Source organism: Paenibacillus sp. GCM10027626 (genome assembly GCF_042676285.1).
GTDB lineage: Bacteria > Bacillota > Bacilli > Paenibacillales > Paenibacillaceae > Paenibacillus_Z.
Window position 1 is genome coordinate 372858 of the sequence record NZ_JBHTHC010000002.1, and the last position, 12647, is coordinate 385504.

Annotated in this window: 16 protein-coding genes; 15 read left to right on the plus strand and 1 reads right to left on the minus strand. The window is 46.6% G+C overall.

Features of this window, described 5'->3' with window-relative positions:
• Positions 1 to 13 precede the first annotated feature (13 nt).
• From ACFQ0N_RS05550 to ACFQ0N_RS05560, 3 genes are all read left to right on the plus strand, one after another.
• Positions 14 to 955 (plus strand): helix-turn-helix transcriptional regulator, encoded by a 942-nt coding sequence (locus ACFQ0N_RS05550; RefSeq protein WP_379323653.1) that lies wholly within the window; start codon positions 14 to 16, stop codon positions 953 to 955.
• A gap of 67 nt (positions 956 to 1022) precedes the next feature.
• Positions 1023 to 1565, plus strand: a complete 543-nt coding sequence (locus ACFQ0N_RS05555; protein WP_379323655.1) for a DinB family protein — start codon at positions 1023 to 1025, stop codon at positions 1563 to 1565.
• Positions 1562 to 2020 carry an EVE domain-containing protein gene (locus ACFQ0N_RS05560; protein ID WP_379323657.1) on the plus strand — a complete coding sequence of 153 codons (459 nt, stop codon included), beginning with the start codon at positions 1562 to 1564 and terminating at the stop codon, positions 2018 to 2020. Before ACFQ0N_RS05555 ends, ACFQ0N_RS05560 begins: the two co-directional genes overlap by 4 nt.
• 63 nt (positions 2021 to 2083) lie before the next feature.
• On the opposite strand, the gene ACFQ0N_RS05565 is transcribed toward ACFQ0N_RS05560, so the two are convergent.
• Positions 2084 to 2524 (minus strand): FixH family protein, encoded by a 441-nt coding sequence (locus ACFQ0N_RS05565; protein ID WP_379323659.1) that lies wholly within the window; start codon positions 2522 to 2524, stop codon positions 2084 to 2086.
• A gap of 740 nt (positions 2525 to 3264) precedes the next feature.
• On the opposite strand from ACFQ0N_RS05565, the gene ACFQ0N_RS05570 reads away from it, so the two are divergent.
• From ACFQ0N_RS05570 to ACFQ0N_RS05625, 12 genes are all read left to right on the plus strand, one after another.
• Positions 3265 to 3714 (plus strand): GyrI-like domain-containing protein, encoded by a 450-nt coding sequence (locus tag ACFQ0N_RS05570; RefSeq protein WP_379323661.1) that lies wholly within the window; start codon positions 3265 to 3267, stop codon positions 3712 to 3714.
• A 193-nt stretch (positions 3715 to 3907) separates the two neighbouring features.
• Positions 3908 to 4231 (plus strand): ArsR/SmtB family transcription factor, encoded by a 324-nt coding sequence (locus ACFQ0N_RS05575; protein WP_379323663.1) that lies wholly within the window; start codon positions 3908 to 3910, stop codon positions 4229 to 4231.
• An 18-nt stretch (positions 4232 to 4249) separates the two neighbouring features.
• Positions 4250 to 5653 carry an arsenic transporter gene (locus ACFQ0N_RS05580; protein ID WP_379323665.1) on the plus strand — a complete coding sequence of 468 codons (1404 nt, stop codon included), beginning with the start codon at positions 4250 to 4252 and terminating at the stop codon, positions 5651 to 5653.
• Between the two features lie 34 nt (positions 5654 to 5687).
• On the plus strand, positions 5688 to 6113 hold the full coding sequence (arsC, locus tag ACFQ0N_RS05585) for an arsenate reductase (thioredoxin) (RefSeq protein ID WP_379323667.1): 426 nt from the start codon (positions 5688 to 5690) through the stop codon (positions 6111 to 6113).
• A gap of 10 nt (positions 6114 to 6123) precedes the next feature.
• Positions 6124 to 6594 (plus strand): ArsI/CadI family heavy metal resistance metalloenzyme, encoded by a 471-nt coding sequence (locus tag ACFQ0N_RS05590; RefSeq protein ID WP_379323670.1) that lies wholly within the window; start codon positions 6124 to 6126, stop codon positions 6592 to 6594.
• Between the two features lie 200 nt (positions 6595 to 6794).
• Positions 6795 to 7244 carry a MarR family winged helix-turn-helix transcriptional regulator gene (locus tag ACFQ0N_RS05595; protein WP_379323672.1) on the plus strand — a complete coding sequence of 150 codons (450 nt, stop codon included), beginning with the start codon at positions 6795 to 6797 and terminating at the stop codon, positions 7242 to 7244.
• A 58-nt stretch (positions 7245 to 7302) separates the two neighbouring features.
• Positions 7303 to 7662, plus strand: coding sequence for an arsenic metallochaperone ArsD family protein (locus ACFQ0N_RS05600; protein WP_379323675.1), 360 nt, complete (start codon positions 7303 to 7305; stop codon positions 7660 to 7662).
• Positions 7663 to 7664: 2 nt separating this feature from the next.
• A complete protein-coding gene (arsA, locus tag ACFQ0N_RS05605; RefSeq protein WP_379323677.1) occupies positions 7665 to 9440 on the plus strand; it encodes an arsenical pump-driving ATPase in 1776 nt (591 codons plus the stop codon).
• 194 nt (positions 9441 to 9634) lie between these two features.
• A complete protein-coding gene (locus tag ACFQ0N_RS05610) occupies positions 9635 to 10438 on the plus strand; it encodes an ATP-binding cassette domain-containing protein (protein WP_379323679.1) in 804 nt (267 codons plus the stop codon).
• A complete protein-coding gene (locus tag ACFQ0N_RS05615) occupies positions 10438 to 11295 on the plus strand; it encodes an ATP-binding cassette domain-containing protein (protein WP_379323681.1) in 858 nt (285 codons plus the stop codon). Before ACFQ0N_RS05610 ends, ACFQ0N_RS05615 begins: the two co-directional genes overlap by 1 nt.
• Positions 11296 to 11299: 4 nt before the next feature.
• Entirely contained in the window at positions 11300 to 12061 is a 762-nt protein-coding gene (locus ACFQ0N_RS05620; protein WP_379323683.1) for an energy-coupling factor transporter transmembrane component T family protein, read from the plus strand.
• A gap of 5 nt (positions 12062 to 12066) precedes the next feature.
• The gene (locus ACFQ0N_RS05625) at positions 12067 to 12636 is read left to right on the plus strand and encodes a hypothetical protein (RefSeq protein WP_379323685.1); all 570 of its coding nucleotides are present in this window, start codon (positions 12067 to 12069) and stop codon (positions 12634 to 12636) included.
• The last annotated feature ends 11 nt before the right edge of the window (positions 12637 to 12647 follow it).

Sequence of the window (12647 nt, forward strand, 5' to 3'; positions counted from 1 at the left end):
GGGAGGTACATCATTGAATAAAACGGAGCGTATGCTGGCAATCGTTCTTGAGCTCCAGCGAAAAAAGCTTGTGCGGGCTGAAGATTTGGCCGCCGCATTCGAGACAAGTATCAGGACCATTTACCGGGATATTCAGGCGATCAGCGAGACGGGTGTTCCTGTAGTCGGTGCCCCGGGGCAAGGATATTCGCTAATGGAGGGATATTTTCTGCCCCCAGTCTGTTTTACGGCGGAAGAGGCAGTGGCACTGCTTATCGGAACGGATTTTATTGAACAAAGATTTGATGCGGTTTATGGCGTTAAAGCATTGTCCTCCCGCAAAAAAATTGAGGCCATTTTGCCGGAAAATATTCTGCAGGAAGCAACGAGAATACGACACACAATGCGGCTGATTCCCGGTAAAGGAAGCGTGTCAGGAAAAGAGAAAGAATATTTGGAGGCGATCCGCCGCGCTATCCTTCAAAGGCAAAAGCTGAAATTTCATTATTTGAAAAGCATTGCTGACAGCGGCAGCAGGCAAAGCATAAGAACCGCCGCGCCATACGGCCTAGTGTTTGTTAAAAGCGCATGGACATTACTTGCATGGTGTGAACTGCGGAAGGAAATTCGCCATTTCCGCTTATCGCGCATGACGGAGCTTACGGTGCTTGAAGAAAGCTTCGAAGCACCTGCGGAGTTTAACCTGGCAGATTACAAGCCTGCAGATGACCGTCATCTGACCGTTCGGATTGTTGTTCCTCCTGACATTGCAGATAAGGTATTGGAATCGAATAACTATTATATGGAGGCTGTAGAGAAACAGGATGATGGCCTGCATGTGATTCTGCGCGTACGCCGTACTGAGGAAGTGCTGCATTGGGTACTCAGTTGGGGAGCAGGTGTCGTTGTGCTGGAGCCTGAATCCTTCCGGGAACAGATCCGAAACGAAGCGGAAAAAATGTTAAAACGCTACTGACATGACGCTGTCAGTAGCGTTTTTGTATGATAGTTTTAAATGATAGTTAAGGAGTTGTTACGACGATATGAATACAACGGAAGCTTTGCAGCAATTTCAGGAAACGGCGGCTTATTATCTTCATGAATTGGATGGTTTTAGTATGGAACAGTTGAGACGACAGCCGGCAGAGGGCGAGTGGTCAATCGGGCAGATGTACCAGCATTTGATTCAATCGGCGCTGTTTATGCATTTACGGAATATTGAGCAGTGCCTGGCGCAAAGCAGCGATTCTACGGCAGTCATGACGGGCAAAACTGACGCGGGTGCAGCCATATTTGAACAAGGGAGTTTTCCGCCTATACGCATTCATGTTCCGCCATCCCCTCAATATACACCAGAGCAGCCGGAAACCAAAGAGCAATTATTCCAAGGATTAGCCTTTGTGATCCGCAGAATGAAAGAAATCGAACCGACACTAGAAAAAGCTTCTGCTGAAAGTGCAGCTCCCCACCCGAGATTCGGGATGCTTAATGCAACAGAATGGTTCTTGCTTATTGAAATGCATTACCGTCATCATCTGAGGCAGTTGCAGCGTTTGAAACAGTTTATCGGAGTGGAGCTTGGATGATCAAGGCCAATGCAGAAATGGAAATCAAGGATGAACAGGCTTGTTATTGGATTGGCGTCGTATCCAAATCTCATGTGATGCGGGGAGTGGAAGGGGGATTCGCCCAGCTTTGTCACGGAAAATCAGCGCCTTTACAGCGGATGCGCCAAGGAGACTGGCTGATCTATTACTCTCCTCGAACGGAAATAAAACAAGGACAGGTTCTTCAGGCATTCACCGCAATCGGTCAGGTAGTGGACGAGCGGGTTTATGAATACCGAATGTCCGATTCTTTTGTGCCCTACCGCCGGAATATCCGGTATTTCCCGTGCCGGGAGGCGAAAATAGCCGATCTGCTGCACAAGCTTAGCTTTACGAAAGGGAACCGCAATTGGGGATATACATTCCGCTATGGACATTTTGAGATCAGCCGGGCAGATTTTCTATTGATTGTCAAAGCCATGCAGCTCCATTGAACATTGCAAAAAGGCTTCCCAGCGGCCATGATTATGGGGAAGAGACTTATGGCCTAGTTCGGCTTAACTGTCAACATCGAGCCTGCGGCTGAAGGAGAGCGGCGGGGCAGTGGCTGCTGCACTTCCTTTTGCGCTTATCGAGGCTTCCCAGACGCCAAGCATGAGCGGCATGGCGCTGCCTTCATAGTGCCCTGGCGAAACTTCCTGCAAAGTGAATGGAACAGTGCCGCAAGCCATGTCGGGCATCGATAAGGAGCCGGAAAGTGTATAACCGCTTGCCGGGGATCCTGCCTCATCGACTAACTCGATTGTCAGCACGTTCGGCTGCAGCCGTTTGGCCGGATACGCAGGGAAGGTCATTTTAGCTGTTATACCGTCTACAGTTTGGTTCACTGTAGGCGGCGTCTGCATAGATGGGCGGCTGAGCTGTATAGATATAAAGGTGGCCGTGCAAACAATTAGCAGGCTCCAGATTGCCATACTCAGTCGTTTACGCTTTTTCACGATCTGCCCACGCTCCTTCATACACGGCTTTTTATCACTCGTATGTTTTGCGCGTTGCTTTTAGACCGCTGGACAACAAAGAAAGACCTCCGCATGTTCAAAAAATATGCATTTTCTCCCTTTAGTTTGCGGCAAAATCGTGAAATGCAGCTGAAATCGGCTACCCGGTAGCAACTAACTACATAAAACGCAGTTAGCTGCTAGCCCATTCACTGCCTGGCATCATCACAAGGGGGGATAGTGGTCTGGATGCCTTCCATTTCATCCTCTCTATGCTGACGATTAGAGCTAACGAACTTCATACACGCTATTGGCCGAAAAATCGGCTTGCCCTGAGTGTAACGAACCTGAGACACGCTATTGGTGGAAAAAAGACGGGGAAGCGGCCGATTTTCGGTAAATAACGATCGGTAGATTCGTTACAGCTCACAAGGCCCCATTTTAAGCTGAATAAGGATTGTCAGGTTCGTTAGCGGCCTTTCACATCTTATCAGATTGATGATGCTGCCAAGCTTTATAAAGTAGCAACTCCAACAATGGTTCTCGGGTTTACCTAGCTTCATCAGGGAATACCTGTCTTTTTCGTGCTGCGAAAATTGAGTGATAAGTTATTAGACTGTGCGGAAAACAAATTATTTTTGGTGATAAAAACTACCTCTAAATCAAGCTAATGGGCAGGATGATGAAAATTTTCCTAGAATAATTTAGAAAGTATTTAATCTATAAGGAGAGATCGTTAAATGTCCTCAAATAACCAGGTGCTGGTGCTTGATTTACCTGAAATTAATCTTGTTGGTTTGTATATTACGTCACCTTTCAAGGGTCATCTTCCTGAAAGAGTGGAAAATATGAAACAAGAATTTTATCTACGCAAAGATGAAATACGAAATGTTATCCATCCTGTGAGGTACGTGAGTCCAAGCTTTTCTTCGGAGGTTCTGTTTACTTACTTAATTTGTATGGAAGTAGCTAACCTCTCAGACGTACCAGAAGGAATGATAGGGTTTACGCTACCTCCGCATCGTTATGCGAAAGTAAAATCAAAAGGTGACCCTTATCAAGACATCCATGACTATTTGGAGGTTAATAACAAACAAAGCAATAAAAGAGCCCTCGCATTAGAGATCTACCATTTTGAAAATCCTGCATGGCCTGACGAAGCTGAAGTGTTAATACCAATAGTGGATTGAAATATCGGATACGATAGTTCGAAATACAAAGCCAGTCTAACACTTTATTTTCGTGTTTTGACTGGTTTTTTGTTCGGAGCGATCATTCTCAATTTTTATTAATAATCAAGTAATTATATAACCATTTACAAATATAATGGAGTGTGAGAAAATGAGCATGGATATCAGAAGTTGATTAAAGGAGTGTTGCTGCATGAATGAAATTGAACAGGTAGCCGATGTTTTGAAGCTGCTCGGCGACAAAAATAGGCTTACGATTGTTGCCTTGCTCAATGAAAAGGAATTATGCGTATGCGAAATCGTGGACATCTTACAAACGAGTCAGCCCAACATTAGTCAGCATATGCGCAAATTGAAAGACGGAGGTCTTGTCAAAGAAACGAAAAAGGGGCAATGGGTCTATTATTCCTTACATATCCAAGACAAACCCTATATCACTGAAATATTGCAACAGATCCCTTCGCAAAAGGATAGGATTCATTCCTCCGTTTGTGAAGAGAACGAGTGTTGTAATTGATCGAGTTAGGAGGGGGCCATGGGTTACGTTGCTTTTCTAATTTTTTTAGTGACACTCACGTTTGTCATTTGGCAGCCGAAAGGGTTGAACATAGGCTGGTCGGCAAGCGCTGGAGCCATAGTTGCATTATTGTTCGGTGTCGTCAGTTTCGCGGATGTCGGGACGGTAACTGGTATCGTATGGAATGCTACTCTTGCGTTTGTCGCTATCATTTTAATCTCTTTGGTGCTAGATGAGATTGGATTTTTTGAATGGGCGGCACTGCACATGGCACGTCTCGCAAGGGGAAGTGGAGTGCTCATGTTCGTCTTTATTATTCTGCTCGGTTCTGCGGTCGCAGCCCTGTTTGCCAATGATGGCGCCGCTTTGATCATCACGCCGATTGTGCTCGCGATGGTTCGGGCACTCAAGTTTGATGAAAAAATGGTGCTGCCGTTTATTATGGCCAGTGGGTTTATTGCCGATACGGCATCACTGCCCCTTATCGTCAGTAACCTGGTGAACATTGTCTCAGCCGATTATTTTGACATCGGTTTTGCGGAATATGCAAGCCGTATGATCGTGCCTAATTTCTTTTCCATTATCGCGAGTCTTCTTGTATTGTTCTTGTTTTTCCGTAAGCGCATTCCGAAAAGCTACAATCTTACCCAATTAAAACAACCAAATGAGGCCATTAAGGATAAGAGACTCTTTATGCTATCTTGGGTCATTCTGGCTGCTTTGCTTATCGCGTATTTTGCAAGTGAATTTTTTTCGATCCCGGTTTCCATTGTTGCGGGAATTGCTGCCATCGCATTTCTTTTCGCGGCGAGAAAAAGCCCGGCCATTCATACATGGAAGCTCGTCAAAGGAGCACCGTGGGCAGTCGTTATTTTCTCTATCGGTATGTATGTAGTCGTGTACGGGTTGCGTAATGCAGGGCTTACCGATGCGCTGGGCAATGTCATTCAAGTTGTTGCCGATCAAGGACTTTATGTAGCTACCGTAGGTATGGGCTTTATTGCGGCAATCCTTTCGTCGATTATGAATAACATGCCGACGGTCATGATTGATGCATTGGCTATCCAAGGGACAGAAACCGAAGGATTCATACGCGAAGCATTAGTCTATGCCAACGTGATCGGTTCCGACTTAGGGCCGAAAATTACGCCGATCGGCTCGCTGGCTACATTGCTTTGGCTGCATGTACTGTCCACGAAAAACGTAAAAATCGGCTGGGGGTACTATTTTAAAATTGGGATTTTATTAACGATTCCGACCTTGTTTATCACTCTGACAGGTCTGTATGCATGGCTCTTCTTTATTCAATCCTGGAACGTGAACGTATGGCTCAGTATTGCGATTATCGCACTGATACTTGGAGTGATTGCGGTTAGCTTACTCAAAAGCAAACAAACCAAAAAAGGGCAACAAGGCGCTTGACCCATTTTGATTTTATAAAAGGAGAGACATGACCATGGAAAAGAAGCCTGTAGTCTACTTTTTATGCACGGGGAATTCCTGCAGAAGCCAGATTGCGGACGGTTTCCTCAAATCGTTAGGCGGCGACAAATATGAGGTGAAAAGTGCCGGGCTTGAAGCGCACGGGCTCAACTCGCGTGCGGTTCAAGTGATGAAGGAAGCAGGCGTGGATATTAGCGGTCATTCGTCGGATGTGATTGATCCAGAGCTGCTGAACCGGGTTGATTATGTGATTACCCTGTGCGGCCATGCCGACGAGCATTGTCCTGTGATTTCTAACAAGAACGTCACCAAATGGCATTGGGGTTTTGATGATCCGGCCAAAGCGACCGGAACGGAAGAAGAAATCATGAGCCAGTTCCGCAGCGTTCGCGACTCGATTAAGAGCCGCATTGAACAGTTCGTCAAAGAAGGGAAATGAGGTGGTTGCTATGATCAAACGAATGCATGTCGCTTTAAATTGTACCGATCTGAACAAGGCTCTTGACTTTTATCGCGCTTTTTTCGGGGCAGAACCAAGTAAAATCAAAGAGAATTACGCCAAATTTGAGTTAGAAGCACCGGCGCTTCATTTTTCGCTCAATGTCCGCCCCTTTGAACAAAAGGGTGTGCTGAATCACTTAGGATTCCAAGTGAATAATACGGAAGAAGTGTTAGCTATGGGGGAAAGGCTCCGTCAAAGCGGTCTGCTGCTGATAGATGAGATGAATACGACCTGCTGCTATGCGGTTCAAGATAAAGTTTGGGTGTACGATCCAGACGGAAACGCTTGGGAGATTTTCTATACAAAAGAAGATTCCGAATTCGAATCAGCCGGAGAAGCCAGGGATTTGTCTTTGTGCTGCGCGCCGCCAACGGCCCCGGTTCCGATTGAATTTGGCTCATTTAAAAAAGGGGTTTAGTCTATGTCGTCTGAAAAAAACTATCTAAGCACGCAGGAAACCACTGTTTAGAGTGGTTTTCTTGTACTACCAGAGATGAATGTCTTGTTAAATGGTAGCTGGCTTTATTGGTGGTGGATTATCGTATAATGGGATAAACGAAAAAATATTTGCAAATTACAAATATATCGTGTATAACTAAGACAATGAGGTGAAACACAGTGGAAAACATTCGCGAACTATTTCAAATCATGACACGTCGTTTCGGGTTTCTTAATAAAAATTGCTGTTCGGCCGGTGGCTGCGATATTTCCTTAGTCCAAAGTCACATTCTTTATGAGATTGACCATCAGCATAAACCTTCCATTCAACAGGTAGCCGAGGCATTAGGTACCGATATCACGACTTTTAGCCGCCAAGTTCAATCGTTAATCAAAATGAATCTAGTGAAAAAAGCACCCGATCCGGACGACCGCAGAGTGTATATTCTTTCATTGACGACAGAAGGTAAATATGTGGCGACGACGATTGATCAGCAAATAAACGCTTATTTAGGTGAAGTCTTCTCTCACATGAATGAGTTTGAAAAAGAAACGGTCATTCGCTCCATTAAGCTTTTAAATGATGCCATGGCGAAATCCAGCCAATGTTGTACGACCCCTTTGGGGTAATTTCTTTTCGCATATACTTGCAAATTGCAAATATCTATGAATCGAGGAAGATACAGCGATGAAAAAAATTGAAATCTTTGAGGCAGGCGCTTGTTGCTCAACCGGCGTAACGAATCCGGAAGAAAAGCGTAATTCGATTCGGTTTGCGGTCGCGATCACCCAATTGGCCGCACAAGGGTTTGACGTGTATCGATACAACATTTTAAGCGATACCGCCAAATTCGAGGAAAACTCGGCCGTAAATGAAAGGCTGTCCCATGATCCCAACTGTTTGCCGATTACCTTGATCAATGGAGAGGTCGTCCAAACACACCGATTGCCCTTCAATGAAGAATTGGCAGCATGGACCGAGGTAGACCCAGGGGAGCTTGAAGGAAAACAACGGATTCAATTGGAAATCAAGAAACAGGAGGGATGAACATGTTGAATTTGCCACTCTTTGATGTCAATCACATCCCGAAAACCCCGTACCTTTTTTTCACGGGCAAAGGGGGCGTTGGGAAAACCTCCACTGCTTGTGCAACAGCCATTGTGCTGGCCGATCAGGGCAAGAAGGTGTTGCTCGTCAGTACAGACCCGGCTTCTAACTTGCAGGACGTGTTCCAAACCGAATTGGATATGAATCATAAGCCGATTCCCGAAGTGCCGCGGCTCTTTGTGACCAATCTGGATCCGGAAGAGGCGGCAGCTCGCTATCGGGAGGATGTAGTGGGGCCGTATCGGGGAAAGCTGCCAGACGTGGTGGTGACTCAAATGGAAGAGCAGCTTTCCGGTTCCTGCACTGTTGAAATTGCGTCTTTCAATGAATTTTCTCATCTGCTGACGGACGAACAACTAATCCGTTCATTCGATCACATTATTTTTGATACCGCACCGACCGGCCACACGCTGCGTTTGTTACAATTGCCGAGTGCCTGGAATGAATTTTTGCATAACACCAAAGAGGGAACAACAAGCGGCGGTTTATTGGCCGGATTGGACCAGCGAAAAGAGATATACAAGCACACGGTCGAGGTATTGGGCAATCCAGCGTTCACGTCGCTGGTACTGGTGACACGGCCGGATGACGCGCCATTGAAAGAAGCGGCCCGCGCATCTCAAGAACTGGCCGATATCGGCATTCACAATCAACTCCTGATTGTAAATGGATATTTGCACAGCCCCCTTGCCGGCGATCCGACGGCGCAAGCCTTCGCTGGGCGACAGAAGTCCGCACTTGCGAAAAAACCGACCGCCCTGCAGAAGCTTCCCACTTATGCCGTTGCGCTGGCTGCCTTTAATGTGACTGGGGCAGAGAACGTTCGCCAGTTATTTGTCCGCGATAAAGTTGTGCCTCAAGCCGCAGGCGAAACGACAAGCAAGAGCTACCCGCAGCTTGGGACCCTGCTCGATGATATTGAAAGAAACGGGCAGCGTGTCATTTTTACAATGGGCAAAGGCGGCGTCGGTAAGACAACGATCGCCAGCGCGATTGCGGTTGGTCTGGCGGAACGGGGGCACCAGGTGCATCTGACGACCACCGATCCGGCCGCGCACGTCGATCATGTCATAGGCGAGACCATTAAAGCACGCATTTCTATGAGCAAGATTGATCCAAAAGTGGAAGTGAAAAAATATCGGGATGAAGTGCTGGCCAAAGCGCGAGAAACGATGGATGAACAAGGCGTTGCGTATGCCGAGGAAGAGCTAAATTCCCCATGTACCGAAGAAATCGCCGTCTTTCGCGCATTCGCTGATCTTGTGGAACGGGCCAACGAAGAGATCGTTGTTATTGATACAGCACCTTCGGGGCATACGCTGCTTTTGCTGGATGCGACCGAAGCGTACCACAAGGAGATTGCCCATTCATCCGGAGAAATTCCATTATCGGTAAAAAACCTGCTGCCGCGCTTGCGGAATCCGGCAGAGACCGCCATAATTATGGTCACTCTGGCGGAAACAACGCCAGTCTATGAAGCCGAACGGCTGATGCAGGATTTAAGGCGAGCCGGTATTATGCCGAAATGGTGGGTGATTAACCAAAGCATGGCAATGACGGCTACAAAAGACCCGATATTACAAGTTCGCACTGCTGGTGAGTTGCCCTGGATTGAACGTGTGCGTGAGATTTCTGATCATCACTTCGCGGTCATTCCTTGGCACGCGAACGAAATTACGGGTTATACGCAGCTCAAACAACTCATTTTAAATACTTAACAGGAGGAATCCACGATTAACATTACGGATCAAGCAAAAGTAGTGATAAAAGAAGCATTGACCAGCAATCAGGGTGACTATTTACGTGTTATTCAACAAGCCGGATGCTGCGGACCAGCTACATTTCGATTTGTTCTAATGATCCCTCTATTTGAATATAATTTACGGTTATTGTAAGGTAATTGGGAGGTAGCATGGAAATCGTTATATCGATGAAGGATGTTTGGCTTCGCTACGATTCGCGGCAGGATTGGGCACTTCGGGAAATCGATTTAACCGTTCGTAGAGGCGAGTGGGTTACGTTTTTAGGCACAAATGGATCCGGCAAATCAACGTTGGTTCGGTTGATGAATGGCCTTGTCCGTCCTACGTCGGGTGAAGTCGCCGTTTGCGGAAAGACGTTATGTGACTCTCGGAACCTACTGGACATCCGACAAGCAGTTGGGATGGTTTTCCAAAATGCGGATAATCAAATTGTCGGGGTGACTGTTCAGGAAGACACAGCGTTCGGCTTGCATAATATCGGCGTGGCCCTGGAACAAGCAGAATGCCGGTGCCGCGCTGTTTTGCAGTTGCTGGGGCTGTCTGAAAAGAAAGACCACCCTCCCCATTTACTTTCCGGCGGGGAGAAGCAGAAGTTGGCGATTGCCGGTATTCTCGTCATGGAGCCCAAAATCATCATTTTTGACGAGTCTGCTTCGATGCTCGATCCCCAAAGTGCCAAACAGATTTATGAGATCATGTCCGAACTGCATCACAAGGGATGCACGATTATCCAGATCACCCATGAGGTGGAGGAGATTGTTACGGCCGATCGTCTTGTGGTTATGCGGGAAGGGATGATCCGGTTTGATGGAACGCCCTTGGAAGCGGCAGGCCGTTTGGCTGTTTTTACAGATTCCGGGCTTCTTCCTCCTTTTTCGGTACGAATGCATGACATCGCCGCGCAACGTGGGCTGCATTGGCTTAATGCTAGTGAAATGGAATGGGCCGATTGATGATGGATATCTATTTAGAGAATGCAAGCTGTTTGCTTGCAGCCGGAGCCCCTTATGAAATAAAGGCAATTGAGGGGCTTACAGCGCATATTCCAGCCGGTCAGTTCGTGGCGATTATGGGACCATCGGGGAGCGGGAAAACCACATTCGTGCAAATGATCGGCGGCCTGATCCCTCCTCACTCAGGTGAATTGAGGGTCGGACCTTACCAATTGACGAAAAAGGCTGACCGCCGTCGTCTTTGGAAAGGCCTGGGCTGTTTGTTTCAGTTCCCAGAGCACCAGGTGCTCGAAGATACGGTTTTCCAGCACATAAGTGCAGGATTGAACCGGTTGGACATGAAGCCCGAATGGATTGCGGAGCGTGTCAAACAAAGCATGGAAGCCGTAGGGCTAGATGATGCCAAATTCAAAGAATTATCGCCAATTCAAGTCAGTTGGGGGGAATTGCGGCGAATTGCACTGGCAGGAGTATTGGTTGCGGAACCGGAAATTCTCATACTGGACGAACCGACTTCCGGCCTTGACGGCTGTGAACGTAATAGAATCTTATCGCTCTTAAAGCGGACTCATGAAAAGAAAAAAATGACCGTTCTCTATATCACGCACCGGCTTGAAGAGGCGCTTGAATATTCAGATCGGATTCTTGTCTTAGCTCATGGCGAATTGTTCGCGGATTTCCTTCCTTGCGAAATTCGGACCCGCTGGCAACAGCTGGAACAAATCGGTTTTGCGAAAACACCGCTGCTTCGTTATATTGATATGCTCGAAAGACGTTTCGCCCTAAACGTTCCAGACAACATTTATAAAGAAGCGGACTTGGTCTCTTTCCTCGCCAGTCTCAATTGGGGGGACTGATGGCATGCAATGGTTTAGACTTCTACCTTTCGGACTGTATTTGAATAAACGCTCTTTTTTGCATGACGCTGATCCTCGATCAAAACTTATTTTTGCAGCTACTTATTTATCCTTGGTGACCAGCTCAAACGATTTATTAAGCATGTTTTGTTATGGGATCGCTGCATTCCTTTTGATCTTTGTCTCCCGTTGGCCGTTTAATTATTTGTGGAATGGCCTAAAAGGGGTGATTCCTCTTCTCCTCGCGCTGGCTCTTTATCACCTGATGTTGAATGATTTTAAAAATGCCACACTCGTCCCTTGCAAGCTGATGTTATTTATTTTAACGGCTTCATCGCTCAGTATAACAACGACTCCAGTAGAGCTCGCAGCCGGTTTGGAGGCCATTTTGAGCCCTCTTCGTTTTGTTCGGTTTCCTGTCCAGCATTTTGTGTTTATGTTCACGGTAGCTATCCGATTTATTCCGCTCTTTATCGACGAAACGGAATCGATCTTGAAATCGCAAAAAGTGAGAAACGCACATTTTAAAGGCGGCTATTGGATAAAAATCCGATCATTGCCCCAGCTTCTGTTTGCTTTGATCGTATCAGCTTTTCGCCGTGCGGACCAATTGGCGCTTGCTATGGATGCCCGATGTTACTTACCGGACAATGGAATCCGAGCAAGCCGTTTACGCTTTGGCTGGCGCGATTGGGTTATTGTCAGCTTCACGTTGGTTCTTCTCCTTCTCTGTTTCTGGTTGAATGATACTGCTGTTGAATGGTGAGTGCTATGAAAAATTACTGGTTAAAACCTGTCTGCACAGAAATCTCCGTGATTCACAAACGCTTTTCTACAACCGATTCCGCCACAAGAAAAATCATTTTCGTCGCTTTTCTTGCCGCTGTATCTGCTATTTTCCAATCTATGGGAGGATTGCTGCCGGGGATAGGCTTCTTAATGAGTCCTCTCGCTACAGCCCCCATTATGTTAAGCACCGTCCTCTCTCTTGGTTCGGGACTAACCGCTTACCTTCTTACAATGTTGCTGCTCTTCTTTATTCAACCAAGCGAACTGATCGTTTTCCCTTTCACGACAGGTCTCTTGGCGCTCGGGGTTGGCGGTTCACTTTTATATTCGAAGTCACGTCTAGCGGTTGTTATGATTGGATCTATTTTTTTATGGGCGGGCATCATGTTATTGCTTTACGTCTTTCGTTTTCCTGTGATGGGACCTGCAGTTTCTTCTACATTTAACCTGAGTGCGATCGTAATCGTTTATGTTTTCTCGCTATTGTATAGCTGGCTTTGGGCGGAAATAAGCAGATGGTTCATTCAAAAAATAAGCAAATCGATGACTTGAACAAGACATGG

Bases quoted from the DNA above. Each gene is read 5' to 3' on its own strand.
- ACFQ0N_RS05560 (WP_379323657.1), top strand. From the start codon at position 1,562: ATGATCAAGGCCAATGCAGAAATGGAAATCAAGGATGAACAGGCTTGT.
- ACFQ0N_RS05610 (WP_379323679.1), top strand. From the start codon at position 9,635: ATGGAAATCGTTATATCGATGAAGGATGTTTGGCTTCGCTACGATTCG.
- ACFQ0N_RS05625 (WP_379323685.1), top strand. From the start codon at position 12,067: ATGAAAAATTACTGGTTAAAACCTGTCTGCACAGAAATCTCCGTGATT.
- ACFQ0N_RS05590 (WP_379323670.1), top strand. From the start codon at position 6,124: ATGATCAAACGAATGCATGTCGCTTTAAATTGTACCGATCTGAACAAG.
- ACFQ0N_RS05555 (WP_379323655.1), top strand. From the start codon at position 1,023: ATGAATACAACGGAAGCTTTGCAGCAATTTCAGGAAACGGCGGCTTAT.
- ACFQ0N_RS05575 (WP_379323663.1), top strand. From the start codon at position 3,908: ATGAATGAAATTGAACAGGTAGCCGATGTTTTGAAGCTGCTCGGCGAC.
- arsC (WP_379323667.1), top strand. From the start codon at position 5,688: ATGGAAAAGAAGCCTGTAGTCTACTTTTTATGCACGGGGAATTCCTGC.
- ACFQ0N_RS05570 (WP_379323661.1), top strand. From the start codon at position 3,265: ATGTCCTCAAATAACCAGGTGCTGGTGCTTGATTTACCTGAAATTAAT.
- ACFQ0N_RS05600 (WP_379323675.1), top strand. From the start codon at position 7,303: ATGAAAAAAATTGAAATCTTTGAGGCAGGCGCTTGTTGCTCAACCGGC.
- ACFQ0N_RS05620 (WP_379323683.1), top strand. From the start codon at position 11,300: ATGCAATGGTTTAGACTTCTACCTTTCGGACTGTATTTGAATAAACGC.
- ACFQ0N_RS05580 (WP_379323665.1), top strand. From the start codon at position 4,250: ATGGGTTACGTTGCTTTTCTAATTTTTTTAGTGACACTCACGTTTGTC.
- arsA (WP_379323677.1), top strand. From the start codon at position 7,665: ATGTTGAATTTGCCACTCTTTGATGTCAATCACATCCCGAAAACCCCG.
- ACFQ0N_RS05615 (WP_379323681.1), top strand. From the start codon at position 10,438: ATGATGGATATCTATTTAGAGAATGCAAGCTGTTTGCTTGCAGCCGGA.